This window comes from Pseudomonas nitroreducens (assembly GCF_014204515.1).
Lineage (GTDB): Bacteria > Pseudomonadota > Gammaproteobacteria > Pseudomonadales > Pseudomonadaceae > Pseudomonas > Pseudomonas nitritireducens_A.
Genome location: NZ_JACHLI010000043.1, coordinates 25,029 through 49,081, shown reverse-complemented (window position 1 = coordinate 49,081; position 24,053 = coordinate 25,029). Strand labels below are relative to the sequence as shown.

The window sequence follows — 24,053 nt, the reverse complement described above, 5'->3', positions numbered from 1 at the left end:
AGGACTATGAAGCCCTGCTGCCCTGGATCCTCAACGCGACTGAGTAACTGCGCCTACTCGCATCGCAAGGACGTCGTCAATCAAGCGCTTACGCTCAATTGCACACTCAGAATGCTGCAGCTCATCGCGGTCTGCCCTTTGGTACCAGCGCTATTGTTCCTGGCCAACATCGCCTTGCTGATGTCCACCTACACCATCGACCTTCTGATGGGCTGGGGGCATCCCTTCGAGTGGGTGTTGGAGCTGCTGCTGAGTTTTGAGAACAACCTGCTGATCAGCTGTGGCATTTACCTAGTCTGGCTTGTTACCAGATTCACCCGGCGCACGGGTTTGTTTGCGCCAAGAGTTTAACGTTTCGAGCCGCGTCTACGTCGCGAATGGCAGCGATCAGCATCCTCAAGGCGAATGCCATGGGGATGAGCCCGATGACCCAGAACGGAACGACTCTGTAGGTGATCAGGGTAGTAGCCGAGCTGAATAGGCCGGCGCCGCCGAACAGCATCACCATCTTCCAGAGACCAAGGCCAATAGCCCCGCCGCCAAAAGCTACACCGATGGCGCCGATCACCAGGAAGATCAGTAGGCCCAGAAGCATTCCCATACCTCCGCCAGCAATCATCCCGCCAAAGCCCATGAACCGGAACTCGATGCGATTTCCCAGTGCTACCGCCAACATGATGCCGGAGAGCAGGAGCGCGCCGGAGAGTACAATTCGAATACCGCGCCACAACCTGGCGAATGCGTCAGCGAAGAACCAATTGAGCGCATAGCAGCTCACGGCGGTGGTAACGAGGAGGAGGATGAAAAGCTGCATGGCGACACGTCCTGGTGGCTATCTGGAATCAGATGGTAGCCGCCCCTGCTGGCGGCTAGCCAATGGACAGAATCTATCGCTGCTGCGATCAGGGCATTTACGAAATCAATCACTCCGCTTTCCTGGCCTGCAGCAGCGATGGTAAGTTGGATTGAGCTCAGATGAGCAACAACGAAGTCTCCCTCCAGGGAAGGAAAATCATGTCAAAGCAACTCGTAAAAGCTTCCAGGTTCCTATCCAACACTCTCCGTCACAACCCCCAAGACATTGGACTCGCCGTCGACGACTACGGCTGGGCGAGCATCGCCGAACTACTGGAAAAGGCGAGAGGTCATTCAGGTGTCGACATCGACGAGGCGCTCCTACACCAAGTCGTCGAGACCAGCGAGAAGAAGCGCTTCGCCATTTCGGATGATGGGCTGCGCATCCGCGCAAACCAGGGCCATAGCATCAAGATCAAGTTCGATGATCTGCCAGAGCAGGAACCGCCGGCCGCACTGCTGCACGGTACCGCAACCCGCTTCCTGGAAGCCATTATGGCCACCGGTCTGTCGAAGATGGATCGGCACCACGTCCATCTGAGCGAAACAGCCAATACAGCTGCCGACGTTGGCCGCAGATACGGAAAGCTCGTCATGCTGCAGATCGACGCCAAGGCTATGCACGAACAGGGGCACAAGTTCTTCCGCACAGAGAACGGCGTCTGGCTCGTAGACGCTGTGCCGGTTGAGTTCCTGAAGGTGATCGAGCCGGCCCCGGCCCACAATGCCGAGACAGACAAACCGGCCCAGCGCAATGTAAAGCCTACGGATGACGGCTTCACCCCCTGAACACCCAGCAATTTCTAAGCAAAGGAGTCACTGCGCCGTGCGGCGGGTATCAATCCCATGCGCGGCGATGCTAATTTGAAGGTTCAGGCAGGGCCTGCACGAATTCTTGAGGAAGTCTCCCGATGTCCAATGCGAACGATCCGAAACTGAAGCCTGTAATTGGCGGCAAAATGGCCGACGCCCAAGGCTTGCTTGCCGTCATCCGTTTCCTGCAAACCACGGATCATCCGGATCGCGATGACATTCTGATGGCAGTCAATGTTGCGCTGACTTCTCAAGCTTGGAGAGGCATCGGAAGCAGCTATGAAAACATGGTCAAAAAGGACGGTGGCTTCGTTAGAGTTCCTTCCGAGCGAGCTTATCTTAGCGAGTGCACTCGCGAGATCCGCACGATGACTGAAGATCAATCCTTCAAGATGGGTAACGACACTCCCGAGGCAATTGCCGATGCAGTGGCACTGTCCAAGAACAGTGATGGGCCCCTGAGCGAATTCGTCTATCTGGCTCACTGGGTGCGACTGAACAACCGCTTCAACGCCAACACCAGCAGGAAAGAACCCGTCAGCCCAGAGCTGGCTGGGTTCGTGAAAGACAGCCGCCGCCCGCGACTGGAGAATCTCGATGTGATCCAGGCTGTCCTGTGCAAGGACAACAAGGTAGACATGGGGCTTTATGGAAAACCTCCAGCTCCGCCGAAACCTGTAGAGCCGGTCACGTACAAGCCAAAGCTCAAACCTGTCATCGATGACAACAAGGCAAATCCGGAAGCACTGCTGGCCATTGTCCGGTCTCTGAAGGACACCCTGCCTGCTGCCAAGGAGCTCATCCTCATGGGGGTTCAGGTCTGCGGTTACTCGTCGAGACTTATGGGTTTGAGTGATCCATTCCTGGTGACGGCAAGGAAGGAGAGTATCGATGAAATTGGCGAGCTTCAGTACGACTCTGCCATCCTCGATAAGTACACGGTAGTTACAGCTCGAATCCTGGAAAAAAGTGAGGGCCCTATCGGTGAGCTGAAATACCTGGCCGCTTGGTGGGCTCTGGGCGTCAGAAGGTTTAATGCTGAAAGCTCCGGGCTAGAGATCCCAGCTGAAATTGGTGAGTTCTTGGACAAAGCACGACGTCCGCTGGTTTCCGGACTCGATGCCGTTCTTGCAAACCTGAAAATCCAGGGGATTGATACCTCCATCCCTGTACCGGCTGGCAGCGAAGGTAAGATCAAAGCTACCGCTGAACTGCCATCAGGCTTCGGCCCAACCCCAACCCAAGCAAACAAGCCCTGGCCAAATCTCAAGTCAAAAGAAGACCAAGCAGTTCGAGCTAAGAACAGTTACGCCAGCCCAGCGGTTGAGCCCTCACTTGCTTCCGCTCAGGCCCTGCTGGCAGCGGCTCGGTTCCTGATCAAAGAAGACGATCCTCAGAAAGCTCTGGGGCTACTGGGTATTCAACTTGCAGCTTGCTCCAGCGCATGGGGAGACACAAACCAGCCGTTGACCACCTCAATCAACAAGGACGGAGCCTGGGTGACTGCCCCCTCGGCAAAGGCTTACCTCGATGCGGCGATAGAGGAGACAACCGCTGTGATTGGGTACATGCGTATCCAGGAACCACCTTTCAGCGAGCTGACACTGGACGAAGTACTCAGGTTGTCCAGATCCTACGAGCCGATAGGAGATCTGATTTACCTCGGCGCATGGTTCGCGAAGAACGCGAGCACAACCTTCTCCGAAAACCCTGGAGATCTGGTTGATTTCCATAACATGCTCAACCGGCCGAAGATCAGGGGACTGGAAGAGCTCTTGCCCTACCTCCAGAAAAAAGGGGTCGATGCCACACTGCAGGTCAAAATCGCCGAACAAGAGAAGCGCGTGATGCCGACCGGGTTCGACGCCGGGCCTTCGATGTAAGGCAGGAACGAAAGAGGGGCCGAAAGGCCCCTTTTCTTTTACGGCGCAACTGCAGCCTCAGGCTGAGTAGCTTTCCTGTGCCGGGGCCTGGCTGGCACCAGGGCCTCGTTGAGCTCAGCAATGGCCACCGGCAGCCAGGCGTTCACACGGCTCATACAGGAAGCCAGGGACTCGCGGTGCTCGTGGTTGGTCACAAACCTGGGGAGGTCAGCGTGAGCGCGCTCGGCGCCGATGGACTCGACGTCGAACTGACCCTCGTTCAGATCGATCACCCGCCGGCCGAGCTTCACGTACACGTGCTGGCTGTTGCCCGCGATCCGACCACCAAATAGCGCTCTGGCGAGCAAGGCTGCGAACTTGCAGCTACCAGACCTATCCTTGGTGACCGGCTGATCTCTTTCGAGCTGGCGCTCGTTCCAGAGGCGCTGCACAACGCCCTGGGCGATGGCAATGTTGGCTGGTGTCGCCTCAAACCTGGCGGGGTGTACCGCCAGGACTTCGTCTTTGGTCATGTTGTTCGCGGCCCCCGTAGAACTGCTCCATCCACAGTACGCATGGAGCCGGGGGCGCTAACAGCATGCATCAGTCCAGTTTCGTTGCGGTCAACACTACGCGCAGCTTCTCAGCTCCACTGCCGTCGGTGGTAGCCAGAACTTGTACCGGCACTCCGGAGGTCAGCGAGATCACGCTACCGCCATCTGTCGTGTTCAGCAGCGGGACGACTCGGCCATCTATGCATTTCCCGCCATTCTCTTCCAGGCGGCTGGACTCGAAGTGGTACTCAAGCCAAATGCGGTCTTTGCCTACGTTGTTGGCTTCGAGACGGATCGCTGTGCCCAGCTGACCCTCGACGCGGAAATCACCGGTCGAGCACAGCTCACCCTTCAGCAAGACCTTGCGCATCGTGTCCTGGCTCTGACGAGAGCCATTGGCCATGACCCAGGCTTGATCAACGTCAAGCTTGCCATCGGTGTAGATCTGCAGGTGGACGTTGTAGCGCAGCTCGGGATCAAGCCAATTCTTCAGACTTTGGCGGGCAACAGCCGAGTGCGAGTCGGAGTCATTGCAGCCAGCAAGCAGAGTAGCGATAAGGGCCATGCCCAGGGCGAGGAAACGACGCATGAAGAAAGCTCCCATCAGAGGCTGTAGGCGAGGGTTTCGCGGTGGAGGATCGTGAGCAGCACGGCCAGGGCCTGCGTCGAGGCCTTGGCGGTACAAACTGAGTGGAATGCGCTTTCGGCGTTTCGACCCACACGAAGAGTGGCCATCCAGAGGTCATCATCCTGCTGGACGTCTACATCCCAGCGCAGGTTCGACTCAATCCCGCCAAGGCGGAACTTGGCCAGGGCCTCGGCTTCGAAACGGTTTACGGAAGGCGAGCCGTCGAAGCGATGACCCAGGACTTTGAAGATCTTTCGATCCAAGATCTGCGAGCCCTCTAGACCGCCCTTTTCGATTTCCGCCATGAGATCTCTGAGCGCCCACATCTCACCGGTATTGGGGATGCGCTTGAACTCGGAAGCCTCACGAATGGCCATCTCACGCCCCTGGCTGTGCATTCCAGTGCTCGACAGCTGAGTCGCAATAGCCGGCGAGCAGACCACGATCTCCCTGTCGTTGACACAGAGGGTCATAGCACGCATGAAACCACCGAGAATGCCCCCGACGGTCACCATCAGAGCAATGCTGCTCTGAACCTCAGCCGCTGGAGTTAGCAGCAGGAAGTCACGCAGGGCCTGGAAGTCAGAAATTCCGCTGCCGATCAGCGCGCCGAGGATGAAGTAGAAGCCGCCATTGATGGCGCCTTCCAGGATGGCAAAGAAAGTGGACAGAGTCGTTCGGACGAAGGGCATCGCGACACCTCAAGGACTGAGTGCCTGCCGCTACTCCGTGACTGACAGCAGAAGGGGGTTAGAGACTCCAATCCTACCAGGGTTGTGACGAAGCGCAAATTACCAATAAAAGTTGCGATGTATCTACAATGTATATACAGTTAGCTCAACGCCTTTAAACGGAAATTGTCATGAGCGTTTCGATCAGCCCTACGGGTGTACTCACCGGCCGGCAGCAGACCCTCCTGTACCTGCAGGCAGCCCTGATGTCCTTCGGCATGGTCACTCCCCTGGCGGTGCTCCTGGTGCTGGCGCCGGGCCAACTGGGTGCGTACCAAGTATTCATCATCTCCGGAGCCCTGGTTGGCTCGGCGTTGCTCATGCAGTGGCAGATCCAGGCGCGCGGCGCCGGCCCGCTGCCCTCGATGAGGCCCGACTACCCCTTCGGCATCTTCCTGGTCTTCCTGATCGCCTTCCTGGTGCTGAACTACACGCTGAGCTGGGCAACAGGCGCCTTTAACATGACGACAGGCGAGCCGGCGTCCAAGATTGCCTCGGAGAAGCTCGGCGCCTCGATGACCGAACAGGTGCTTTATTGCATAGGGGTGATCGTGCTGGCGCCGGTCAGCGAAGAGATCATTTTCCGACACTTCCTCTTCCAGGCATTTCTGCCTGAGCGCAGTCGCCTGCGGCTGGCATTAGCTGTCCTTCTGACGACTGCAGCCTTCGTGGCCATGCACGCGCAGTATGTCCATCCGATGACCTTCATCTCCATCGGGGCCCTCGCCCTGCTCTACATGCTGGCCAGACTGAAGACCAACGGGTTGTTGCTTCCGATCACCCTGCATGCCATGAATAACCTATTGGCCACCACCTCACAGTATCAAGCCCATGCCGCACTATGACGATCCTCGGGAGAAAGACAAGCGACAGCGCAGCGACGCCTACTTCAAGGCGTTGAGTGGCCCGTTCAATGTCTTGCTTCCAGACGGTGGCCATCTGTTGGGCGCGTTCTCCTACGAGAAGCGTTTCGAGGGCCACAACACGCGTGCGGTCATCTTCGAAGCCACCTCGGGTGATGGAAATACCCAGTACCGCTGGGTCTTCAACCCCGAATTCTTCACACCGGCAGTACGAGAGCAGTTCGAGCTGGGGATGAAGCACGACCCGAACTATCTCAAGCAGTTCGAGGTACCCAAGGAGCTTCCCCCGGTCGTCTCCATCGATGAACTGGAAGTGCTCTTCGTGAATGCCTGCCCGGACTTCACCATCCTGCAGACCGGAAACCTTGAGCCTGCACTGGCCAGCCTTGAGCTACCAATCAAGATCCAGCTGCATGCCAAGTTGATTGCCAGGATGAATACCGCTCTGGGCAAGCTCCCTCACCTCTCGTTGAGTAGCACTGGAATCCTTTCCACCAAAGCGAACTTCGGGAACATCCACCTGGCAAACCAGGCACTGATGGAGATGCTGCGTGACCTGGCGGCAGGGAAGAACCTGATCTCCGACCACTACGTGTTCCACGACCCAGAGAACCGCTCAATCCCGAAGAAGCCCACTCTGCCGGCGGCTATCAGCGAGGATGTCCTGAGCAGTAAAATCTCTGAGTTCAGGAGCGCTGCATCCGAGAGCACGGCCAAGGTTCTACTCAGCAAGATGGCCCCCGGCCGCGACAGCTACTCGTCAATGAAGCTGGAGCAGCTCAAGGCTCACGCAAATCCGGAGACGGTGATGCGCATGGAGGCCGAAAAGACCTTCACGGACGAGGAGCAGGCGGTATTCCTGCGCTGGTGTGCACGGGGCCTGACCTTTGATGAGGCTGCCTGGAAACTGGAACTGCTGGCTGAGAACAAAAACTACTTCAGCCCCAATCACGAACCTCGTTGATCGGCTGTCCGGAAGCTGGCAAACCAACGTCTGGTACAATCCTCTGGCCCGCAGGAGTAGGCCCAAACATGAGCGAACTGATCCCCACAAAACAGGTGTACGAGCCAGCCCACTCGCCGGCTAAAGAGCTGATCCTGGCCCAAGGTCAGGTGAACCTGGAGCGGATCAGGAACATCCCTGACGGGGAAGAGCCCTTCAAGGACTTCCTGCGCGCGGTTCAAGCCGACCTGCAGCCCCGTGCCAAGCTGCGCTACATGTGGGATGCCGCCGACCGGATCAACGAGATTGTCACGCCCCACTCCGCCTGCCGCAACGGCTGCAGCCACTGCTGCCATATCGCGGTGATCATCAGCCACACCGAGGCTGATGCCATCTCCCGCCACACCGGCCTCAAAGCGAAGAAGGTCAAGGGCCGCCCGGAAGAGAACAGCACCTCGATCCAGAAGTACTTCGGCAAGGCCTGCCCCTTCCTGAAGAAGGGCAAGTGCAGCATCTACGAGGTGCGTCCATTCGCCTGCCGGATGATGTTCAACCTCTCCGAGACTCCTTCGCTCTGCGACACCGCCGTCAAACCAGAGGACAGCGCCGTGGCAATCATGGATCTCTCGCAGCTTGAGCAAGCCCGTGTCTTCGCGTTCTACAACGACAGTTGGGGCGACATTCGTGAATTCTTCCCCGGTAAGTGACACACCCGCCCAGGGTTCTGCCGACGAAAAGGGTGTGAATCGGATTCACATCCTTTCCCTGGACAAGCCAAAGCAGGGAGATCCCTGCAATGGCTGTGGCATGTGCTGCCTGGTGCAGGTGTGCGCCCTGGGTGTGGAGCTCGGTGACTCCCAAGCGTGCAAGGCACTGCTGCACAGTTCTGATGGCAGCTATGCCTGCGGGCTGGTTCTGAACCCCTACCGGTTTGTCGCACCCGATATCGTCGAGGCTTTCCAGAAGATCGACAGCTTCTACCCTGGCGAGAACCGTGGTGAGCAGATGCTCAAGGACATGTACGCGAAAGAGCTTGGCGCTGGGCGCGGCTGTGATTCAGTTGAATTCGAAGAGCTGGATGAAGAAGACCAGTACTTCGTTCGTTTTCTACAGACCACCCCAGTCTGCTGAGCTAGGTCGGCCGGGGCCGTCCCGACTTCCTGAGCTCGGATCGACACTCCGCCCATTTCGGCGATACCACATCCTCCCGTAAGCTGAAGCTCTGGATATCGAGGGTGCGCAATGCTGGACAAGTGGTCAGAAGACATCTGGGCGGCAATCAGGCTGATCAATGGCCAGGAGACGTCTGCCGAAGTCATGGCGCAGCCGGCGCTGGCGCTTACCGCCAATAACGCCCTTTTCTCCCTGATGAAGAGCTACCTCTTCGACCAGGAGTTTGCTGGCGCCACCCTGAGCGTCCTGCAGGATGGTTCGGGTTATAGCTGGGTTACCTTGCCTGAGGCCGTCGACCCCGATATCCCCGACTTCGAGTATCGGGTGCCCACCCGCTTCAACGTCATGGAGCCCTGCTTCCAGGAACCGGAGTATCTGGAGGATGGCGAAGAGTACATCGAGCCCTGGCCCTTTGACCCCAAAGCAAGGTTCTCAGTCCTGCCGGCGCCGATGAAGGATGCAGACACCGCAGCTGTGCTCTCGCACCTGGCAGCAAGCTCTCCCTATTACGCCATGCTCCTGGAGGTTGACCGGGAACGCCAGGGGATGCACCTCTCCCAGCTGGCCAAGGTCGAGTACACGACCCTGGAAGGGGCCACACGCTGGGATGTGGAGCGTCTCAGCCACATGACTGATTCCCAAGGCGGGAACCTACAGGGAGTCCTCGGACATCAATACGTCTCCAGCGACGAACGCCCAGGCACCTACATCCTTGCCATCAACGCCCTGGGCCCGGTGGGCATCCTGTTGTTCTATGACTACGATCAGAAGGCGGCCGCTGACCGAGCAACCGGCAAGCTGGGCATCGACTTCGTTTCGGTTGCCCCGCGCTTCCGGCGCCGGGGTATATCCAGCGAACTAATGCGGCGCGCCTGCCAGCACAGCATCGACCGGCAGAAGTACCTGGTGCTGAGCTCGTCATCCGAGTTTGGGAAGGCCCACACGGAACGACACTTCATCGATACCATCGGCGGCGAGTTCCCGGAGCTGCCGTTCCTGACCTCCTCCGTCGACACCGAGCTCCACGTCGTCACCCTGCAGCCCGAGTACGCCCGGCTCACCACCTCCGGCAAATGGAAGGCCCTCAAGCGCGGCGCCAAGTTCATCGAAGACACCTTCGAGAAGCACCGACAGGCCGGCATGTCCGGCGACTCCCTCTACGGGGACGAGCGCCGGCAGTTGCTGGCAGCCGCCCTCCCTGAAGATTTGAGCCTGTCGCCCTAGGGCGACAGGCGGCCAACTGGTAGAATCGTCTTTTCGCCGAAATTGCACATGGAGCAGTAGTGTATGAGCCAAGACCTGATGCGTGAGCAGCTACGCGCCTACCTGGCGGCCAACCCGGACACCGCGAATGCCCATGTCCTGGTCGAGCTGATCGAGGACGGCGGCGACCTCTACGCCCGTGGCGACTCCAAATGCCACGTGACAGCCTCCGGCTGGATCTTGCGCCCCGACCTCAGCGAAACCCTGCTGATCGAGCATGCCAAGTACAAGGTTTTCACCCCGGCCGGCGGCCACGTAGATCCTGGCGAGACCGCGCTGGAGGCTTGCCTGCGCGAAGTCGCCGAAGAAACTGGTCTGCGCAACCTGATGGTGCTGTCGCAAGAAATCTTCGACATCGACATCCACCGCATTCCGGCAAGCGAGAAAAAACGCGAGCCCGAGCACTTTCATTGTGACGTTCGCATTGCGGCGATTGCTCCGTGGAGTGAACAGGTCGACCTCAACCTGGAGGAATGCCTGTCCTCGAAATGGATGAAGGTTGCCAGCCTGCTCACGTGCGGCGACCAATCCCTCGAACGCATGGCCAGGAAAACCGCCCGCTTCGCGTAATCGCCACAGAACACCACCACGACCAGCAAGGAGCTTTCGTGACCTCAACTACCGCAGCCGTGCGCCCTAACTGGACGTTCGACACCTTCATCATGCTGATCGCCATGGTCGGGCTTTGGGCCGTGGCTTTTTTCTTTGGGCCGGCGGCGCTGAGGGATCGCGGTATTTCGCTTGACGAAGAGCAGCTCAGGCTCCTTTTTCTGGCCTTGGCCATGACATTGGTATTGGCTGCTCATAAGGGAAAACTGATTCGTTTTACCCTCTACGAGCGAGCTCCTGGAGCTTCCTGGGTATGGATCGGCGCGCTGGTGTTCGCTTTCCTGCTGTGGCTGTTCTTCCTGGTGCTGGAGACAACTCTAAAAGTACCTCCAGAGCCCGCTATGCAGGACTACAAGAAGTCCGTTGCAGCAGGCGGAGCGGCATTGGCCATTGCGGTAGTGATGACCTGCCTTGTCACTCCAATCGTTGAAGAGCTGGTGTTCAGACTGCTCATGGTCGATGCCTTTCAGCCAGAAACTGGGCGACGCATGTTTATCCTGGTCGGCACACTGACCAGCCTTGCCTTCTCCGTTGCCCATTGCCAATACGTGAATTTGAGTTCCTACGCCTGGCTCTTCTGTGTCGGCTGGCTCTGCTACGCAGGAAGGTTCCTCTCCGGGGGGATCGCCCTGCCAATCCTTATCCATCTGACCGTGAACGCCATACCGAGCATCTCAATCTACGTGCGGTCGCTGGCCAACTGATGGGTACCGGCGCCCACAGGGGCGCCGAGTTTTTTCCGAATCATTTCCCCCACGACCATCTCGGCGACAGACATCCTAGGCCCATCACCAACCGGTGATGCCCACCAAACAAGGATGAAAGCCATGAGCAAGCACGACAACGACAACCGTTCCCGCCAACTCGATCCTGAACACGACGCCTACTGGCAGTCGCGCGGCTATGACGAACGCCCAGACGACTACCTGGATTATCTGATCTAGCAGCTCGACTCAGAAGCCGGCCAGGTCATCTGGCCGGCGCTATCCTGCTCTGTGCCGCCTGAGGACAGCGACCGGCCGAGAATGCGCCGCGCCAACCGGTACTCCTGCTCGTAGACAGCCACCACGTCGGCGATCATGGCATCAGGCATCCCGTTGTCACTCAACAGCTGACGCAAGTGCCCAGCAGCCCAGGCGAAGCGAAAGCGCTCCGAGTGATAATCCGCCCTGATTACCCCCGCACCAAAATAGACTCCCAATGACGCCAGGAGGCCATTCACAGAAGATTTCGATGGTCGGACTGGCCTCTCCTCCTCCCAGTTGCGCAGGAGCTTCTGGCGCCCCTTGATGCACGCATTGAGGGAGCTCCCCCACACAGAGCCCAGAAAAGAGGTTGCTGAGCGATACGGTGGACAGCCAGCATCTCGGCTTAGCACCTGCAGCTGGCGCTGTAGCGGTCGGCTCCAGGCGCCACTCTCGGCATCGAGCTCGGGGAGCAGCTCCAGGAACAGCACATCCTCCTCTTTCCCGGCGGCAACCATCTCTTCCCACCGAGCCAGGCTACGGTCGACCACCAGCCAGGCAATGAAGCGAACGGCTGTCGAAACACCGTCAGCCATCCTTGCAAAACCGATCTCTGGGCTGTCGCAGATGGCTGGGTCGTCAGAAGCCACCAAGGCATCCATTCGCCTTCTCGCGCCGCAGGCCCCTAGCTCCTCCACCAGAGGGTCTTGGGCTACGAGCTTAAGCCGGCTGAGTTGATCTTTTTTGTCACCAAATACCCGGACAGCAAGCTCATATTCCCGCTCGAGACGGTCAAGCCAGAACTTGCGGGTCGCTTCGTGCCTGAAGGGAAGGCCTAGAAGAAAGCCCCTCCACTCTGAATGCGGCCGCCATAGGATTGGCCGTTCAGCAGTATCTTGAGGGAGGTCGACCAGAGCGGTGTTGAACACATGGAGCGAAGCAAGACTTGTCGGGCGCGTTGGGTAAGTGACCTTACTTCCGAATATCCAGGTCTTGATGCTTTTCCAGGTCGGCATGCGCGGATACTTGTCGCGCATTTCATTGAAGGCCTTTTCCAGGCCTGTCTGTCCTGCGAACATCTCTGCCAGGTTACTCACCGGGATGAAGAAGATCATTCCGTTGTAGTGAGGTACTTCAGCCTGCGCCTGTTGTGCGCTGTCCATACCAGAATCCAATCCATGGGTGTCGGGAACTTGGTCAATGTGCAGCAATTAGGGCCCTTCGGGCAATGGGCGAGCTGGTGCGATCAGCTAGAGGGGTAGGTTGGAATGGCGACTATCGATGCAGTGTGGGTGCGCGAGAACATCAGGCTGGCCACGATGCCGGCGAGACCGGAGTGGCCGTCACCGGAGGAGCTCCTCTTCCCCGTAAACGTTGGATCCATCGGCCACAGGGAGTGGAGAATCAACCCCCTCATATCCAGCATTACGGCCTGGCTGAGAGGGCTTTGATCAATCAGATGGAGCCGCAGGCTACAGAGACGCCCTTAGGGTTATCTCCCGGCGTCCAGGTCACCTTCCCAGAGAGGTTCTCGGGAACCCTGTACGCCAACTTGGAGCGGTACTTAACCAACGGATTCAGCCCTGTCGGTGGCAAGACATAGTCCTGGCTGATCACCATCTCCACGGAGCTGAACTTGTAGGTCTTCCCATTCAACTTCACGTTGAGAGAGCCGGGATAGACCATGCGCGAGGTGGTTGCGACATTCTCGTATGTCGCATCGAGCACTAGGAACTTGGTGCCGTCCTGGTGCTGAGGCTCGGCCACTATCCCGAGAGAGCTAACCATCCGGCAGGAGTTCGCGGTGACCTTGATATCACCGACCTGGGCGCTGCTGCTGGTTGGGTTTTCGCGCTCACGCTTGGCAGCCGCTTCAGCCTGAGCCGCTCTGGCCTGCTGTTCAGCCTGTTTCTTCTCGAGCGACTTCACCTCGGCCTTATAGGCATCAGTGGCTTCGTATTGAGTCCCCTTGGCCACACGATCTTTTGCAGTCGCAATCAGAGCGTCCAGGATTGCCAATGCCTTTGCGCTCTGCTCGGATTGAGAGTCGTTCAGTCCCTTCAGGTAGCAAGCTGAAATGCCGGAAACACGGTCAGGGGTGTAGGAGCTTGAGGAAGCCATCAAGTCCTCGATTCGGTGCTTGAAGGCAGTTTCCGCATCATCTTGTTCCCACAGCACGACGTTGCGGTACTTCTCATCCAACAGCGTGTTGAGCTTGTCGAAGAAAGCTCTCTCTACTGGGTCATTGGTCTGTTTTCTGATCGGTTCCTGTTGGCCGGCTGAAAGACCGATCACGGTGTATTTCAGAGCAGCGTCGCGGAACCGGGAAATGGCCTGATCGCCTTTAGGCAGACCAGACACAATAGCTGCGCATTCGGCCTGACTAGGATCAGCGAAAGCCTGCTGGCTCACGATTCCGACCAGGACGCTTATCCCCAAAAGAAGGTGCTTCATTGGCTCTCCCCTGAGCTCTTGTAGGCCGCCAAGCTTGAATGAGCGGTGGCAGTACTGGCAAGACGCGATCATCCTCTTGCCGTGGTAGATACATTGTATATACTCCACCACCAGTTTCAGCAATATGGCTCAGAAGATGGAAACGAAGATCCAGCCCTGGGGCAACAGCATGGCCGTCCGCCTGCCGTCCTCTGTCGTCAATGACATGAAGCTCAAGCAAGGCGACGCCCTGCAGATCGACGTGCAAGATGGCGCAATCGTTCTCCGCCCGGTCAAGAAGGCCGGCCACCCCACCCTCGCCGAGATGGTAGGACAGAGCCACGAAAACGCCTATGAGGCGAGCGAAATTGTCAGCTGGCGGGGCGAGCAATAATGGACAAAAAGACTTTTCAGCAGGGTGACATCCTTGAGGTAGACCTCGTAGGCACCTCTGGCGCACGCGACCGCTTCCAGTGCATGGTGATCAGCCCGATCCTGTTCAACGACATGGGAATGGTTATCGTCGCCCTGGTCACCCGTGAAGTCCAGATGCAACGTCACGCCGGCTTTGCCGTGAACCTGGAGCCCTATGGCTTCAAGGGCGCTGTACTGACCAACAACCTGCGCACTCTCGATGTGGCCGGCGCCAATGCCGCCCTGTTGAAAGAACGCCACCCCGAAGCCACCGAGATGGTGGTTGCCCGTGTCCAGGCCATTTTTGCCGATCAAGATTCTGGTGTCGCTTGATGAACCCGCATTGTGTTGAAATCAAAACCGAGGGTGGTGCTGACCACATTTCGATGGTCGAAACCCTCATGGCTCTCTGCGCATGCCGTATCAAGGTGCGCCTGGGCGGGATCAAGTCCGACAAGCCGGTGATCATCCAGATGGAGCAGGCAACCGGCCAGATCAACGTCATTTTCTCGCCAGGGGTAATTGAGCGCCTGCAGTTTGCAGGGGATGCGCGCGGCCTGGTTGCAGCAGCGAAGGCCTATTTCATCGACCGCCAAGCCATTTGCGCAGGAGTGCCAGCATGAGACTGCTGCCAAAAGCTCGTAGCCTTGAAGAGCGTATGAATCCGGCCGAACCGAAGAAGGAACTGCTTCTAGGGGTAGTTGGTGCACTACTCGCGGCAGCAATTTGCATACTCGCAGCTGCAACCAAAACCCCAGGTTTTGCACTGTTCAGCATTATCGCCTTCTTCTACGGTACGAACCGCATTTACCCTGCCCTCGCGAAGGTTGAAGTCAATGGACTGGAGCCCACTGATCCGCTCGCTCTGGGGGCAGTTCCGTCTGAGTTTGATCCCAGGAACGAAAGGTTCTTCAAGTACGCCTTCTACACCCTTTTTGTTCTTCTCCTGATCTATTTCGGGCTGATGGGTGTTGCCTACGAGAAGTACGCTCCTTGGTATATCACTATCCCTGGCGGGCTGATTTTTGGTGCCGTTATCACCCACACTTCGTCCCAGATGATTCAGTCCTACCGGACGCTGTACCGGCGTGATTGGATAAGATCGGCTCTCAAGGCGCAGAACGATGAACTGGAAGCCAAGGTTCAGGCCATGATCGCCAATCGTCTGGACGCTGGTGCATGAGTTATCAGAAAGACATGAAAGCATACCGCCAGCGCCACTCGAGCTTTAGGCTGCTGGCCGGACTCGCCCTGATTCTGGCTGTGAATCCTGTGTTGCTGTGGTGGACGGTGAGGTCAGGAAACACGCTTCCTGCATCCCTCACCTTCTTCCTGCTCTCTGTTGGAGCGACGATGGCGCTTCCCGTCATGGCCGGGGCGGAAGCCAAAGGATTCCTGGGCATTCACCCCTTCAGCAACAAATGGGATTCGATTTACAGAGGGGCACACAAAACCCTCATCGTATTCATCTTCTCGTACACAGCCTTGGTCGGTTACCTGTACCACTTGCCCTGGAATTTGGGCGTCATCTACGCGACTGGCTTTGGCTATCTCATCTGTCGCTCCTTCAGGAGAATCCTCGAAGAGGCGCGGTCGCTGCACAGTGGCGATCTGCTGGAACACATGGCCGGATGAAAGGCCGAGTACCAGGCGAAGGAATGGAGCAACCCACCAATGCCAACAAGTGCGATGCTTAAGCAAGGAACCAAGCGCTGCCCAAGTTGCAGTGCTGACCTGCACTTTCTCAACCACGCGGGCATTCTTGTGGTTCAGGATGGAGCCTTGAATGCGCGGTGTCCCAGCTGCTCCAAGACCTACCAGGTAGCCCCCTCCGACCCGGCACTTCGCAGCAAGCCGAAAGAGAATCTCCTGGCCGCTTTGCGGGATGCCTCCTACTTCGCGAACCCGAACACCAGCTCGATCAAGCGCTATCACCTCTTCGGCGAGGACAAGCGACCACTCTGTGGTTCGAAGATGGTGCTCTGCTCCGAGGCCGGAATCGACCCCAGCCAGGTCTGTGAAGAGCTACGCTGCAAGAAACCAGGGTGCAAGTCCGCCTGGCCCGTGCTGTAAACGACATTCCAAGCAAGGACGAAACGAATGTTCCGCAGCTACTACGAGATCCTCGAGGTTGACCGGGACGCTACAGCAGCCGAGATCAATGCATGCTACCGCAGGCTGGCGAGCAGGCACCACCCCGACAAGAACCCCGGCAACGCTTATGCTGCGGCGCACATGCTGGATATCAATGAGGCCTATGAGTGGCTCAGCGATGTGGCAAAGCGCGCGCTCTATGACGCGCAGCTGGATGCGGCAACTCCCAAGGCTACCCCTCAAGAACCCGTACAGCCAACTCCTGCACCAGAGCCAATCTGGGAGAAGGAGTTGCGCAAGCGCGCAAGGGGGGAACGCTGGCGCCCATTCATGAAGGTTGTACCGACTCTCATCATCTTCACGATCATGGTGATGTCGTATTTCAGGGTCGGTGAACCGCAATACTCATCTGCACCTAAAGCAGTAGCTGCCGCACCATCGCCACAAACAAGGCTGGCGCCGGCACCAACACGGTCAATGATCGCCCAGTTGGAGCTCAAGGAGTTCTGCCTCCCGCAGGCAAAGTCACCCAGCGGACGTGCCTGGCCCAGCGTCGCTGGCTATCTGGGCAAGACACCTTCCCGGAGCAAAGGCGGATCGACCTTCACCATCGACAACACCAGCTCGTCGCACGGAATCTATGTGAAGCTGGAGGGCGGAAAGAGCCCAAACTCATACGCCAGGCGCGAGGTCTTTGTGCCGGGCGGGCGCCTGTATGGGGTCAGCGGCCTGGATGCCGGCGTCTACTACGTCCGCCACAAGGACGTAGCCTCCGGCTGTATTTACTCGGCTGGGCCAATACGTGTTGATGGCGTTGGCGGCTACGACGCGACCAAGGCTACGTTCGTCAAAACGACCGTCTTCTGAGAATGGGGTCTCGCGCGGAAGGACGGCTGCTGGCGCCGGCCTCCAGCACTCAAGCAGAACGGCCCATCGCACCAGCTTTCCCTTCATATGCCCTGCGGCTCGCAGCACCACCGACGAATTTTCTGCTGTCGCGCGAGGTGTGTACCGGCCGGTGAAGCGCACGGTACAGGAACATCATACCTCGCACTGCAGTGTCCCGTAAGACGGAGACACCCGCGTCTCCCCACCGGCATATCCAGGTCAGAGAACCGAGGACAAGAGCTGTAACAGAGTCAGCTTCGTCACCATGGCCAGGGCAATCAGAAACATTCCTGTGAACCCTGCCACCCCCATCCAGAACCACCAGGCATATAGCCTCCAGTGGCGCTTGGAAAGTTGACCGGCGCCGGCCACAACAGCCGACAAAACAAGCTGTTTTTGCAACCAAAGCACCGGCAGCCATAGAGTTCCCACCACTGCGAACACGCCAAGCGCATAGGGCAGCCACCCTGAGACGAACGAGTAGCCGGCCATCTTAGCCAGGACGGCCCCGGTGACTACCTGCAGTACTCCTGCTGCAGTGGTAATCCTGGCATCGAACCAGACCACCATCCGCCCTACTGCCTCGATTACAACAGGATTGCGTGTCCTGTGCGCCGAGACGAAGTACAAGTACGAGCCGAAGCCGAACCCGAAAAGGAAGACGGTGGAGATGATGTGGAGGTACTTGACGGTCAGGAACAGCATCTATCGCCCCTGGCGATCCCTGGTGAACACCGGCACTTCGCCGATGGCAGAGATGTACTCCTGCATGGTGATTTCACCCAAGCAAGCTCTTGCACCTGGTGCAGGGCGTTTGCCGGAAATGATCTGTTTGGTCAACGCAACAGAGCCCGACGACGGAATGTGTGGGCCATAGTCAGCCAGAGCGACTATCTCCCAGGTGTGCTGGTAAGGCTGACTGTGCAGATCTTTACCGCCCAGGGTGATGTACATCGCGCTCCTACCGTCGCCGAACCGGGCAAATCGCTTGCCCATGGTATGCAGGAAGTCTGCACACTGGCTGGCGCTTTTGACCAGCTTGAACCTGGCCAAGCAGGCAGCTAGGTAGTTGGCGAAAGTCCCGAGCTTCAAGCCGGCGCCGGCCCGGAAGCGAACTGTCTTCGCACCATATCGCGCCGGGAAGATGTCCATGTCTGGCACATCGACGTTAGCCAGGAGTCGCTGGCCCAGCCCGTCGATCTGATGGAACCTGAGATCCTGCCAGCCAAGAAGGGATTGTTCACGACCATCGATGAATTGCGTGATTTGCTTGCCTGCGTAGGCCAGGACGCCACGGATAGTGGATACGCCAGGCATCAGAGCCGAAGACGAGATACCATAATCGATCTCGTCGACCAGGGAGAATCGCTGGCTGAACTGGTCGATTACTGCGGCCGACAGCGTCGGTACCGAACTACACCCAGAGAGAATGGCCACGCCCGCAGCCTTCGCCTCCTCGTCTAGTACCGAGATTCCTTTGACAAAATGCCGGCAGTCAGAGAGGTCGCAGTAGTCGGAGCCGGCGCTGATAGCCGACCTGGCCACAGAATAGTCCTGGCCCTGGAAAGGCCCGGCCGTGTGGATCACCAGGCTCACATTTAGCTGGCGCAGAATCTTCGCAAACTCATCGGAGTGAACATGAACGTCACCGGCCCAGCAGCTGGCGGTTTCGCCATGGGTAAGCTCGCGCAGTTTGGAGCCGCTACGGCCTACGCACAGAATGTGGACGTCCGGCCCAAGGGCCTTGAGCTTGTTAAAAATGATGCGGCCGAAATTGCCATAGGCACCGACAAGGGCGATGGTGTGCATCTGGATCTACCGTACTGAATTTTCGGTGATTCTGGCACAGAAGCCCACAAGCGCCTATATAGGGAAATTGCAGAGATTTGGGGGCCTAAGCCCCCTTCGCTACCAGTACATCCAGTAGTCCCAGAGTGCGAACTTAAGCAGCGGCTGCAACATCACATCATGATCGACGCTACGCAGCGCCCGGTGAATTTCGGCCTTGTAAGCGCGCGCCTGTCTCTTGCGGTCGACTTCGCGTATGCACCTGGGTACGCCCCAATAGCCAACCTTCCACCGATACCGGTCGTTATGCTTGTCGCTATGGAAAAGGCGCACAGCCTGGTCAACGTGATCCTTGAAGCCTTGTTTGTTTTCAAAGCCCAACTCATCCTGGACAACGCCCATGCGCTGGTAGATGGCCAGGTTGCGGCTTGGCCGGCCGCGACGGTGTGTTCTCGACATGAGGTATCTCCGATGTGGTTACCACATCGGGATGTCCGGTCGTATTTGTCCATGGGATTTCCGGCTACCAGTAGTTGTAGGATTGGCCCTTATCGAGGGCAGTGAGCGCAATGTCGTAGTCACCTAGGGTAAGACCACGGTGGATCAGGGCCTTGTGTTGCCTGGACTGCCGTTTCACGTCCAGTAGGCGGCACCAGCTGGGTACGTTGCCAAGCAGGGCACAATGAAGGCCGTCGCGATGGTGTTGAAGAATGGTTAGGCGTGCGTACTCATCGTAGGAGAGATGGCCTTCATTCCCACGGCAGAGGTACTTCACCTCCGACTCCCATGAGTAATCTCCAAAGTAATACGTCTGGCGCTCTGGATACACCACGCCGATGTGCTGGTAGTAGTGAAGGTTATGGCCTGGCCGGCCCCTTCTGTAGGTTCTGGACATGTGAGTTCTCCGATTGAATGCACAATCGGGAGGCGCGGTCATGTCGGTATTTCGGGGTCATGTTCTCTTTCCTGAAGTCAGCATTCCAGATTGCCAGAACATCAGCATGATTGGAAGAGCCACGTTAAAAGAAGCCCCATTCCTTGGGGCTCGTGCCTGCTTGAGTTCTATCGGCGCGTTAGGAACGCTACAGTCCCTGGGCTCAATGTGAGCCAGCCAGTGCCGACGGTCTTCTCTACCTGGAATCTTTGGCACCGTATGCACTCACGGGCCTTGGCGTTCCAGTCTTTCTTCATCTCCCACCGATGAAGGTTCACCTTGCAAAGCACTTTCATGATCTTCCTGGTCTTGTCGCCTGGCGGCCTGGTGGGCAGGCTTTGCCAGCTGGATGGTTACTCCCCTCCTCTACAGAAGGGGGCGCGATTCGACCACAGGGTGTTAGACCGGGCAACCGGGTATGGGATGACTGGTCGGTTCTACTCAGATATCGAGCATGCCGGCCGCCACGACTGTGATCATCGAGGTCGGAACCTTCGCGGCGTGAGGCTCGAGGTCAGACGGGCTGAAGACATCGACGGCCACCCTCCACTGCGCCTTGGTTCGCAGGAGCGGGATCGCGGCATCAATGCCATGGTTCAGAAGAACTGACTTGAGGACGGCGTAGCGCGCTGGGTTGCTCGTTTTCACCCTGAGCCCTTTGAGGCCTTCCAGGGCCTCCTCAATCGGGATGTCGCAGCTCTCGCCATTGATCGAGAGTGGCCCTTCCGCCATCTCCATTAGTAGGGGGACGACTTCCTCAATCGAATGCCCTCTCCCAGGCTTCAGCTCAACAATGACGTCTGCTGCGGGCGGTAGGCGGCAACCAGCATGGAAGGCGTTGATGATGTCGGACTTATCAGCCCAGACCATTCTGATTCTGTGAGATCGCCTGAGGCGATATCCGACCCAGTTGAGCGCCTCGATTGTGGTTCGCTCACGCTCCAGGAGGCTAATGATCGGGTCGAGAACCTCAGCTGGAAGAAGGTTGCCGAGCTCTTCTGACCCTTCAAAGTCGAACATTGACTGAGCGAAGGTTGACACCGGCCAGGGGGTGTCAGTCAGTTCTGCGCAGAAGCCAGTATCCGCCTCCAACTCTCCAGTATGTGCCCAGGCAGCTTCATGCAAAGGGAATCCATGGTTCAGAGCATCCCTAGCTTGACGCAGAGCACCAGGATCAGCACTCATCATCTGGAAGCCCTTGAGGAACCCCATCGTCGTGCGACACAGCACGCGGCCGTTATGCTGCATACCCATGCGCTGGTTCTCAGGCACCAGCCAGTTGAGCAGCACTCTATCTCGGAGGGTGAGAGCCCTACCCTCCGGTGCGAGCGTAAGCGTGATGGTGGTGAGCAGCATGTCTTGCTTGCTGGCAGGGTCTAGATAGGCCTCGCTAGGCTTGTCACCAGCTGATTCTTCATCAGCTGTGAAAGCCTTCACGAGCACTCTCTTTGCCAGGTCACCACTTAGATTCTGTATCGGCAGGCAGAGCTCCCCACTGGTTGAGGCGCCGGGCCTGATCCTAAGGTTACCCAACACCTGGGGCCGGAGCGCGGTCAGGTCGTTCGGGAAGGCAGCCACCATGTCTGGAGTTGCCCAGCAGAGCGTCTCATCGAACCACTCAATGGGGAGCCCGGCTGAAGCTTCGTCCAAGGCAAGCAAGAGCTCAGGATCATGGATTGCACCGCTGTTCAGGAACGGTAGCCGGCACTCGTAGTAGCGAGCCAGGGTTACAAGCCTTGGGCGCTTGCGATGCTTGGTGCCAAATGCGGATAGAGCGCCAGCAGCACCAGCCCTCATCATGGCCCTGAAGAGGTTCCCTGCCTCCTCGCCAGACTTGAGGAGAGCCAGGAATCCGAGAGCGTCCTCCCCTTTGATCTCAAACTCTCCTGAGCCAAAGGACGAGCGATACAGCAGGACGGCATCTTCGCCTGGCTTGCTGAAGACCTCTACATGCAGGTCTGGGTAAACCACCAAGAGCTGCTCCGCCATGACGGCGCTCCCTCGCAGTATCGACTCGATAAGAGCGAGCGGAATCAGGTCGTCATCAAGCTGAACCAGGCGCTGGAAGATCTGTTGCGCGCCGCTGGCGTTCATGAAAAGGCCCTTACAGGCTGCTTTCCAACGGATTTTTGCTTGCTCCGACATGTGGTCTCCCCCTCTCTTGCTCAAGTTTACCTGGTGAGCAACGCTCGCCGGGCCCTGATTACTGGGCTCACGCCGGGGTTTCAGGGGGCTCCGGGCCCGGCCGCTTAGTGGATACCGATCTAAGGCTATTTGGCTGGTGGTGCCAGCGTTCATAGGCTTCTACCGGTCACGGACGAGGATCAGGTCTCTATATCGGTTGTTTCCGGCTCCGGAAAGTACCGGATACCGATCTAGAAAACACTTGGAGCCTGGTCGGAACACATAGGCTGGCTCTGCAATTGAGCTCGAATTGACGCTCACTCAATCTGGCCGGCGTCAGTCCGCCGGCTTATTGCGCTTGATCGAGAGGACTGGCCTGGTCGGTATGCGCGCCTCTTTTGGAGGCGGTGGATTGCCCTGCTCGTCCCGGCATTCGCACTCGCGGGCTGCAGAGGCGCTCCTGAGGGTTAGGCGCTTCTCTGTGTAGTCCTTGGTGAGGAGCTCTGATAGCTCGGCAAGTGCTTCTGCATCTGCCCATTTCGTTACGAGGTACAGACCATAGCCCCTGCAGTGGTCGCAGATTGCGAGAACTACCTCATCATCCTTGGATACGACCGGCTCCATGCCAGGCCCTTTACGTTCGGTCATCACGTGAGCTCGAAGATCAACACAGCGGCTTTGTACCACACTCCCAAGACCATTTCTCCACCCCCAGCCAACACTCCCCTTCCGGGCTAGATGTAGGCATACAGTTCCAAAGAAGTAAGTCGTGAAAGAAAGTTTGAAAAAAGTTTGAATAAGGTGTTGCATTCGTAAAAGAGCGAAGTTAATCTGAGCCTATCCATAACGCACCACCTGCGAGAAACTGCAATGACTACTTTCGAACGTATCGACTTCTCTGATGACCGGGCTGAACGCTCGGTGGAGTCCATTTAGTCTAGTTTCTCGCATGAGGGCTAGACGCCCTCAGTGAACAAAAACCGAGGGCAACCCCCTCGGTTTTTTATTGCTTACGAATTAGGAACGCCCCAATGAACAATGTAATGGTACAAGTGGAACGGAATGATCGCGACGAACGTCGCGAGGATGACCTCCGCCTGCCTGTCTAGTACCCGAAACACGGGGGCTAGACGCCCCCGAGCACAGAGAAACCGGGGGCTCCGAAAGGGCTCCCGGTTTTTTGTTAGGGGCAGGAAAAGTTAAAGGCCCGTTAGCCAAACGGTAAAGGCACCTGACTGTCTATCAGGCATGCAGGGGTTCGATTCCCCTACGGGCCGCCAAATATAATAGGTTCTCGTATTTATTTATTGCGTGAACTTTAGGGTAATTATTGCCTGGAATTTTTATATATGTAGAAAGTTTGCGCTCCTGTCGTCTAAGCGGACTAGGACAATCCCCTTTCACGGGATTAATGCGGGTTCAATCCCCGTCGGGAGCTCCAGTTATTTGGCCCGTTAGCCCAGTGGTCTAAGGCTCCGGCTTGTCTCGCCGGGAATCGTGGATTCGAATCCCACACGGGTCGCCAGTTTCATTGTTGATGTAGCTCAGCTGGAAAGAGCGCTGGTTTGCGGAACCAGGGGTCGGGGGTTCGAGTCCCTCCATCAACACCAAACACGCCTCCATACGTCAACTGGATAGACGACCGGCCTTCGAAGTCGGTGGTTGATGGGTTCGAATCCCTCTGGGGGCTCCAAACACAACGAAGGGCAGTAGGTTCGCCAGGAAATGTACTGCCGGAGAAAATTTAGGCGGTGAGCGGAAAGCCCAACCCAGAGCTCTCCACGGAAAAATCATGAATCGGAAAGCCGTCCGTGCATGGGTTTTCCGGCTTATTGTCGTCTCCTCCGCGAAGCGCCTAACGTCTTCCCGTATGGGGCAGACGAATCGACACCTCCCTCCTCCTCGACACCACACAACTGGATCTACCGATCCTGGTGAAATGGACTCACCAAAAGGCTAGCCAATATGCCGGCGTATCCTTTAGTTGTATGGACGCAGCGCTATTTTCCAGGAGGCTTACACAAACTTACAGAATCCAGCTTATCGATCCCAGAGTTCAGACCCTGAATGCCTGTCATACCTCACGATTTTGTTGGCAAATTGTCAATTTCACTTGCCC

The 24,053-nt window shown here is 57.6% G+C and carries 30 protein-coding genes and 5 tRNA genes; 23 read left to right on the top strand and 12 right to left on the bottom strand.

Annotated elements, in window-relative coordinates; translation table 11 throughout:
• The coding region (locus HNP46_RS32310) for a hypothetical protein (RefSeq protein WP_221455195.1) at positions 1-351 on the top strand (351 nt) is incomplete at its 5' end.
• Here HNP46_RS32310 and HNP46_RS32305 read toward each other — a convergent pair.
• Entirely contained in the window at positions 314-814 is a 501-nt protein-coding gene (locus HNP46_RS32305; protein ID WP_184597350.1) for a hypothetical protein, read from the bottom strand. The genes HNP46_RS32310 and HNP46_RS32305 overlap by 38 nt on opposite strands.
• Before the next feature lie 161 nt (positions 815-975).
• On the opposite strand from HNP46_RS32305, the gene HNP46_RS32300 reads away from it, so the two are divergent.
• Both HNP46_RS32300 and HNP46_RS32295 read left to right on the top strand, forming a co-directional pair.
• Positions 976-1,644, top strand: coding sequence for an RNA 2'-phosphotransferase (locus HNP46_RS32300; protein WP_409372480.1), 669 nt, complete (start codon positions 976-978; stop codon positions 1,642-1,644).
• A gap of 122 nt (positions 1,645-1,766) precedes the next feature.
• Entirely contained in the window at positions 1,767-3,551 is a 1,785-nt protein-coding gene (locus HNP46_RS32295; RefSeq protein WP_184597348.1) for a hypothetical protein, read from the top strand.
• Between the two features lie 38 nt (positions 3,552-3,589).
• Here HNP46_RS32295 and HNP46_RS32290 read toward each other — a convergent pair whose 3' ends face one another.
• The 3 genes from HNP46_RS32290 to HNP46_RS32280 form a co-directional block, all read right to left on the bottom strand.
• Positions 3,590-4,063: a hypothetical protein gene (locus HNP46_RS32290; protein ID WP_184597346.1), complete on the bottom strand. Its 474-nt coding sequence runs from the start codon at positions 4,061-4,063 to the stop codon at positions 3,590-3,592.
• A gap of 70 nt (positions 4,064-4,133) precedes the next feature.
• Positions 4,134-4,673 carry a hypothetical protein gene (locus tag HNP46_RS32285; protein ID WP_184597344.1) on the bottom strand — a complete coding sequence of 180 codons (540 nt, stop codon included), beginning with the start codon at positions 4,671-4,673 and terminating at the stop codon, positions 4,134-4,136.
• Positions 4,674-4,687: 14 nt separating this feature from the next.
• The gene (locus HNP46_RS32280) at positions 4,688-5,404 is read right to left on the bottom strand and encodes a hypothetical protein (RefSeq protein ID WP_184597342.1); all 717 of its coding nucleotides are present in this window, start codon (positions 5,402-5,404) and stop codon (positions 4,688-4,690) included.
• Positions 5,405-5,574: 170 nt separating this feature from the next.
• Between HNP46_RS32280 and HNP46_RS32275 the strand changes: the two genes are divergently transcribed.
• The 7 genes from HNP46_RS32275 to HNP46_RS36105 all read left to right on the top strand — a co-directional run bounded on the left by HNP46_RS32275 (position 5,575) and on the right by HNP46_RS36105 (position 10,998).
• Entirely contained in the window at positions 5,575-6,288 is a 714-nt protein-coding gene (locus HNP46_RS32275; protein WP_184597340.1) for a CPBP family intramembrane glutamic endopeptidase, read from the top strand.
• A complete protein-coding gene (locus tag HNP46_RS32270; RefSeq protein WP_184597338.1) occupies positions 6,275-7,270 on the top strand; it encodes a hypothetical protein in 996 nt (331 codons plus the stop codon). The genes HNP46_RS32275 and HNP46_RS32270 overlap by 14 nt, the downstream gene beginning before the upstream one ends.
• A 68-nt stretch (positions 7,271-7,338) precedes the next feature.
• The gene (locus HNP46_RS32265) at positions 7,339-7,956 is read left to right on the top strand and encodes a YkgJ family cysteine cluster protein (protein WP_184597336.1); all 618 of its coding nucleotides are present in this window, start codon (positions 7,339-7,341) and stop codon (positions 7,954-7,956) included.
• 34 nt (positions 7,957-7,990) lie between these two features.
• A complete protein-coding gene (locus tag HNP46_RS32260; RefSeq protein WP_184597334.1) occupies positions 7,991-8,380 on the top strand; it encodes a hypothetical protein in 390 nt (129 codons plus the stop codon).
• 111 nt (positions 8,381-8,491) lie between these two features.
• Positions 8,492-9,646: a GNAT family N-acetyltransferase gene (locus HNP46_RS32255; protein WP_184597331.1), complete on the top strand. Its 1,155-nt coding sequence runs from the start codon at positions 8,492-8,494 to the stop codon at positions 9,644-9,646.
• Between the two features lie 63 nt (positions 9,647-9,709).
• Complete coding sequence (locus HNP46_RS32250; RefSeq protein WP_184597329.1) at positions 9,710-10,255, top strand: NUDIX hydrolase; 546 nt, start codon at positions 9,710-9,712, stop codon at positions 10,253-10,255.
• A 38-nt stretch (positions 10,256-10,293) separates the two neighbouring features.
• Complete coding sequence (locus tag HNP46_RS36105) at positions 10,294-10,998, top strand: CPBP family intramembrane glutamic endopeptidase (RefSeq protein ID WP_184597327.1); 705 nt, start codon at positions 10,294-10,296, stop codon at positions 10,996-10,998.
• 236 nt (positions 10,999-11,234) lie between these two features.
• On the opposite strand, the gene HNP46_RS32240 is transcribed toward HNP46_RS36105, so the two are convergent.
• Positions 11,235-12,422, bottom strand: a complete 1,188-nt coding sequence (locus HNP46_RS32240) for a hypothetical protein (RefSeq protein WP_184597325.1) — start codon at positions 12,420-12,422, stop codon at positions 11,235-11,237.
• Positions 12,423-12,527: 105 nt separating this feature from the next.
• On the opposite strand from HNP46_RS32240, the gene HNP46_RS35700 reads away from it, so the two are divergent.
• Positions 12,528-12,710: a hypothetical protein gene (locus tag HNP46_RS35700; protein WP_221455194.1), complete on the top strand. Its 183-nt coding sequence runs from the start codon at positions 12,528-12,530 to the stop codon at positions 12,708-12,710.
• 4 nt (positions 12,711-12,714) lie between these two features.
• Here the strand turns inward: HNP46_RS35700 and HNP46_RS32235 are convergent, their stop codons facing one another.
• Positions 12,715-13,713, bottom strand: a complete 999-nt coding sequence (locus HNP46_RS32235) for a hypothetical protein (protein ID WP_184597323.1) — start codon at positions 13,711-13,713, stop codon at positions 12,715-12,717.
• Between the two features lie 136 nt (positions 13,714-13,849).
• On the opposite strand from HNP46_RS32235, the gene HNP46_RS32230 reads away from it, so the two are divergent.
• From HNP46_RS32230 to HNP46_RS32200, 7 genes are all read left to right on the top strand, one after another.
• Positions 13,850-14,086, top strand: coding sequence for an AbrB/MazE/SpoVT family DNA-binding domain-containing protein (locus HNP46_RS32230; protein ID WP_184597321.1), 237 nt, complete (start codon positions 13,850-13,852; stop codon positions 14,084-14,086).
• Positions 14,086-14,439: a type II toxin-antitoxin system PemK/MazF family toxin gene (locus HNP46_RS32225; protein WP_184597319.1), complete on the top strand. Its 354-nt coding sequence runs from the start codon at positions 14,086-14,088 to the stop codon at positions 14,437-14,439. The genes HNP46_RS32230 and HNP46_RS32225 overlap by 1 nt, the downstream gene beginning before the upstream one ends.
• Complete coding sequence (locus HNP46_RS32220; protein ID WP_184597317.1) at positions 14,439-14,729, top strand: hypothetical protein; 291 nt, start codon at positions 14,439-14,441, stop codon at positions 14,727-14,729. Before HNP46_RS32225 ends, HNP46_RS32220 begins: the two co-directional genes overlap by 1 nt.
• The gene (locus HNP46_RS32215) at positions 14,726-15,289 is read left to right on the top strand and encodes a hypothetical protein (protein WP_184597315.1); all 564 of its coding nucleotides are present in this window, start codon (positions 14,726-14,728) and stop codon (positions 15,287-15,289) included. The genes HNP46_RS32220 and HNP46_RS32215 overlap by 4 nt, the downstream gene beginning before the upstream one ends.
• Positions 15,286-15,741 carry a hypothetical protein gene (locus tag HNP46_RS32210; RefSeq protein WP_184597313.1) on the top strand — a complete coding sequence of 152 codons (456 nt, stop codon included), beginning with the start codon at positions 15,286-15,288 and terminating at the stop codon, positions 15,739-15,741. The genes HNP46_RS32215 and HNP46_RS32210 overlap by 4 nt, the downstream gene beginning before the upstream one ends.
• Positions 15,742-15,888: 147 nt before the next feature.
• Positions 15,889-16,179, top strand: a complete 291-nt coding sequence (locus tag HNP46_RS32205) for a hypothetical protein (protein ID WP_184597312.1) — start codon at positions 15,889-15,891, stop codon at positions 16,177-16,179.
• A 27-nt stretch (positions 16,180-16,206) separates the two neighbouring features.
• Positions 16,207-17,067 (top strand): J domain-containing protein, encoded by an 861-nt coding sequence (locus tag HNP46_RS32200; RefSeq protein ID WP_184597310.1) that lies wholly within the window; start codon positions 16,207-16,209, stop codon positions 17,065-17,067.
• 240 nt (positions 17,068-17,307) lie between these two features.
• Here the strand turns inward: HNP46_RS32200 and HNP46_RS32195 are convergent, their stop codons facing one another.
• From HNP46_RS32195 to HNP46_RS32170, 6 genes are all read right to left on the bottom strand, one after another.
• Positions 17,308-17,793, bottom strand: coding sequence for a DUF2269 family protein (locus HNP46_RS32195; RefSeq protein ID WP_184597302.1), 486 nt, complete (start codon positions 17,791-17,793; stop codon positions 17,308-17,310).
• Entirely contained in the window at positions 17,794-18,897 is a 1,104-nt protein-coding gene (locus HNP46_RS32190; protein ID WP_184597300.1) for a saccharopine dehydrogenase family protein, read from the bottom strand.
• A gap of 99 nt (positions 18,898-18,996) precedes the next feature.
• Positions 18,997-19,335, bottom strand: a complete 339-nt coding sequence (locus tag HNP46_RS32185) for a hypothetical protein (protein ID WP_184597292.1) — start codon at positions 19,333-19,335, stop codon at positions 18,997-18,999.
• A 64-nt stretch (positions 19,336-19,399) separates the two neighbouring features.
• Positions 19,400-19,771, bottom strand: coding sequence for a hypothetical protein (locus HNP46_RS35695; protein ID WP_221455193.1), 372 nt, complete (start codon positions 19,769-19,771; stop codon positions 19,400-19,402).
• A 480-nt stretch (positions 19,772-20,251) separates the two neighbouring features.
• Positions 20,252-21,955 carry a hypothetical protein gene (locus tag HNP46_RS32175; RefSeq protein ID WP_184597288.1) on the bottom strand — a complete coding sequence of 568 codons (1,704 nt, stop codon included), beginning with the start codon at positions 21,953-21,955 and terminating at the stop codon, positions 20,252-20,254.
• Between the two features lie 315 nt (positions 21,956-22,270).
• Positions 22,271-22,582, bottom strand: a complete 312-nt coding sequence (locus HNP46_RS32170) for a hypothetical protein (protein ID WP_184597269.1) — start codon at positions 22,580-22,582, stop codon at positions 22,271-22,273.
• A gap of 556 nt (positions 22,583-23,138) precedes the next feature.
• On the opposite strand from HNP46_RS32170, the gene HNP46_RS32165 reads away from it, so the two are divergent.
• The 5 genes from HNP46_RS32165 to HNP46_RS32145 all read left to right on the top strand — a co-directional run bounded on the left by HNP46_RS32165 (position 23,139) and on the right by HNP46_RS32145 (position 23,627).
• Positions 23,139-23,214: transfer RNA gene (locus HNP46_RS32165), tRNA-Asp, on the top strand.
• Positions 23,215-23,298: 84 nt separating this feature from the next.
• Positions 23,299-23,375, top strand: a tRNA-Glu gene (locus HNP46_RS32160).
• 7 nt (positions 23,376-23,382) lie between these two features.
• Positions 23,383-23,459: transfer RNA gene (locus HNP46_RS32155), tRNA-Asp, on the top strand.
• Positions 23,460-23,467: 8 nt separating this feature from the next.
• A tRNA-Arg gene (locus HNP46_RS32150) sits at positions 23,468-23,544 on the top strand.
• Positions 23,545-23,549: 5 nt separating this feature from the next.
• Positions 23,550-23,627 (top strand) — tRNA-Arg (locus HNP46_RS32145).
• The last annotated feature ends 426 nt before the right edge of the window (positions 23,628-24,053 follow it).

Coding starts and splice junctions, on each gene's coding strand:
- HNP46_RS32305 (WP_184597350.1), bottom strand. CDS start 814: ATGCAGCTTTTCATCCTCCTCCTCGTTACCACCGCCGTGAGCTGCTAT.
- HNP46_RS32300 (WP_409372480.1), top strand. CDS start 976: ATGAGCAACAACGAAGTCTCCCTCCAGGGAAGGAAAATCATGTCAAAG.
- HNP46_RS32295 (WP_184597348.1), top strand. CDS start 1,767: ATGTCCAATGCGAACGATCCGAAACTGAAGCCTGTAATTGGCGGCAAA.
- HNP46_RS32290 (WP_184597346.1), bottom strand. CDS start 4,063: ATGACCAAAGACGAAGTCCTGGCGGTACACCCCGCCAGGTTTGAGGCG.
- HNP46_RS32285 (WP_184597344.1), bottom strand. CDS start 4,673: ATGCGTCGTTTCCTCGCCCTGGGCATGGCCCTTATCGCTACTCTGCTT.
- HNP46_RS32280 (WP_184597342.1), bottom strand. CDS start 5,404: ATGCCCTTCGTCCGAACGACTCTGTCCACTTTCTTTGCCATCCTGGAA.
- HNP46_RS32275 (WP_184597340.1), top strand. CDS start 5,575: ATGAGCGTTTCGATCAGCCCTACGGGTGTACTCACCGGCCGGCAGCAG.
- HNP46_RS32270 (WP_184597338.1), top strand. CDS start 6,275: ATGCCGCACTATGACGATCCTCGGGAGAAAGACAAGCGACAGCGCAGC.
- HNP46_RS32265 (WP_184597336.1), top strand. CDS start 7,339: ATGAGCGAACTGATCCCCACAAAACAGGTGTACGAGCCAGCCCACTCG.
- HNP46_RS32255 (WP_184597331.1), top strand. CDS start 8,492: ATGCTGGACAAGTGGTCAGAAGACATCTGGGCGGCAATCAGGCTGATC.
- HNP46_RS32250 (WP_184597329.1), top strand. CDS start 9,710: ATGAGCCAAGACCTGATGCGTGAGCAGCTACGCGCCTACCTGGCGGCC.
- HNP46_RS32240 (WP_184597325.1), bottom strand. CDS start 12,422: ATGGACAGCGCACAACAGGCGCAGGCTGAAGTACCTCACTACAACGGA.
- HNP46_RS35700 (WP_221455194.1), top strand. CDS start 12,528: ATGGCGACTATCGATGCAGTGTGGGTGCGCGAGAACATCAGGCTGGCC.
- HNP46_RS32235 (WP_184597323.1), bottom strand. CDS start 13,713: ATGAAGCACCTTCTTTTGGGGATAAGCGTCCTGGTCGGAATCGTGAGC.
- HNP46_RS32230 (WP_184597321.1), top strand. CDS start 13,850: ATGGAAACGAAGATCCAGCCCTGGGGCAACAGCATGGCCGTCCGCCTG.
- HNP46_RS32225 (WP_184597319.1), top strand. CDS start 14,086: ATGGACAAAAAGACTTTTCAGCAGGGTGACATCCTTGAGGTAGACCTC.
- HNP46_RS32220 (WP_184597317.1), top strand. CDS start 14,439: ATGAACCCGCATTGTGTTGAAATCAAAACCGAGGGTGGTGCTGACCAC.
- HNP46_RS32215 (WP_184597315.1), top strand. CDS start 14,726: ATGAGACTGCTGCCAAAAGCTCGTAGCCTTGAAGAGCGTATGAATCCG.
- HNP46_RS32210 (WP_184597313.1), top strand. CDS start 15,286: ATGAGTTATCAGAAAGACATGAAAGCATACCGCCAGCGCCACTCGAGC.
- HNP46_RS32200 (WP_184597310.1), top strand. CDS start 16,207: ATGTTCCGCAGCTACTACGAGATCCTCGAGGTTGACCGGGACGCTACA.
- HNP46_RS32195 (WP_184597302.1), bottom strand. CDS start 17,793: ATGCTGTTCCTGACCGTCAAGTACCTCCACATCATCTCCACCGTCTTC.
- HNP46_RS32190 (WP_184597300.1), bottom strand. CDS start 18,897: ATGCACACCATCGCCCTTGTCGGTGCCTATGGCAATTTCGGCCGCATC.
- HNP46_RS32185 (WP_184597292.1), bottom strand. CDS start 19,335: ATGTCGAGAACACACCGTCGCGGCCGGCCAAGCCGCAACCTGGCCATC.
- HNP46_RS35695 (WP_221455193.1), bottom strand. CDS start 19,771: ATGTCCAGAACCTACAGAAGGGGCCGGCCAGGCCATAACCTTCACTAC.
- HNP46_RS32175 (WP_184597288.1), bottom strand. CDS start 21,955: ATGTCGGAGCAAGCAAAAATCCGTTGGAAAGCAGCCTGTAAGGGCCTT.
- HNP46_RS32170 (WP_184597269.1), bottom strand. CDS start 22,582: ATGACCGAACGTAAAGGGCCTGGCATGGAGCCGGTCGTATCCAAGGAT.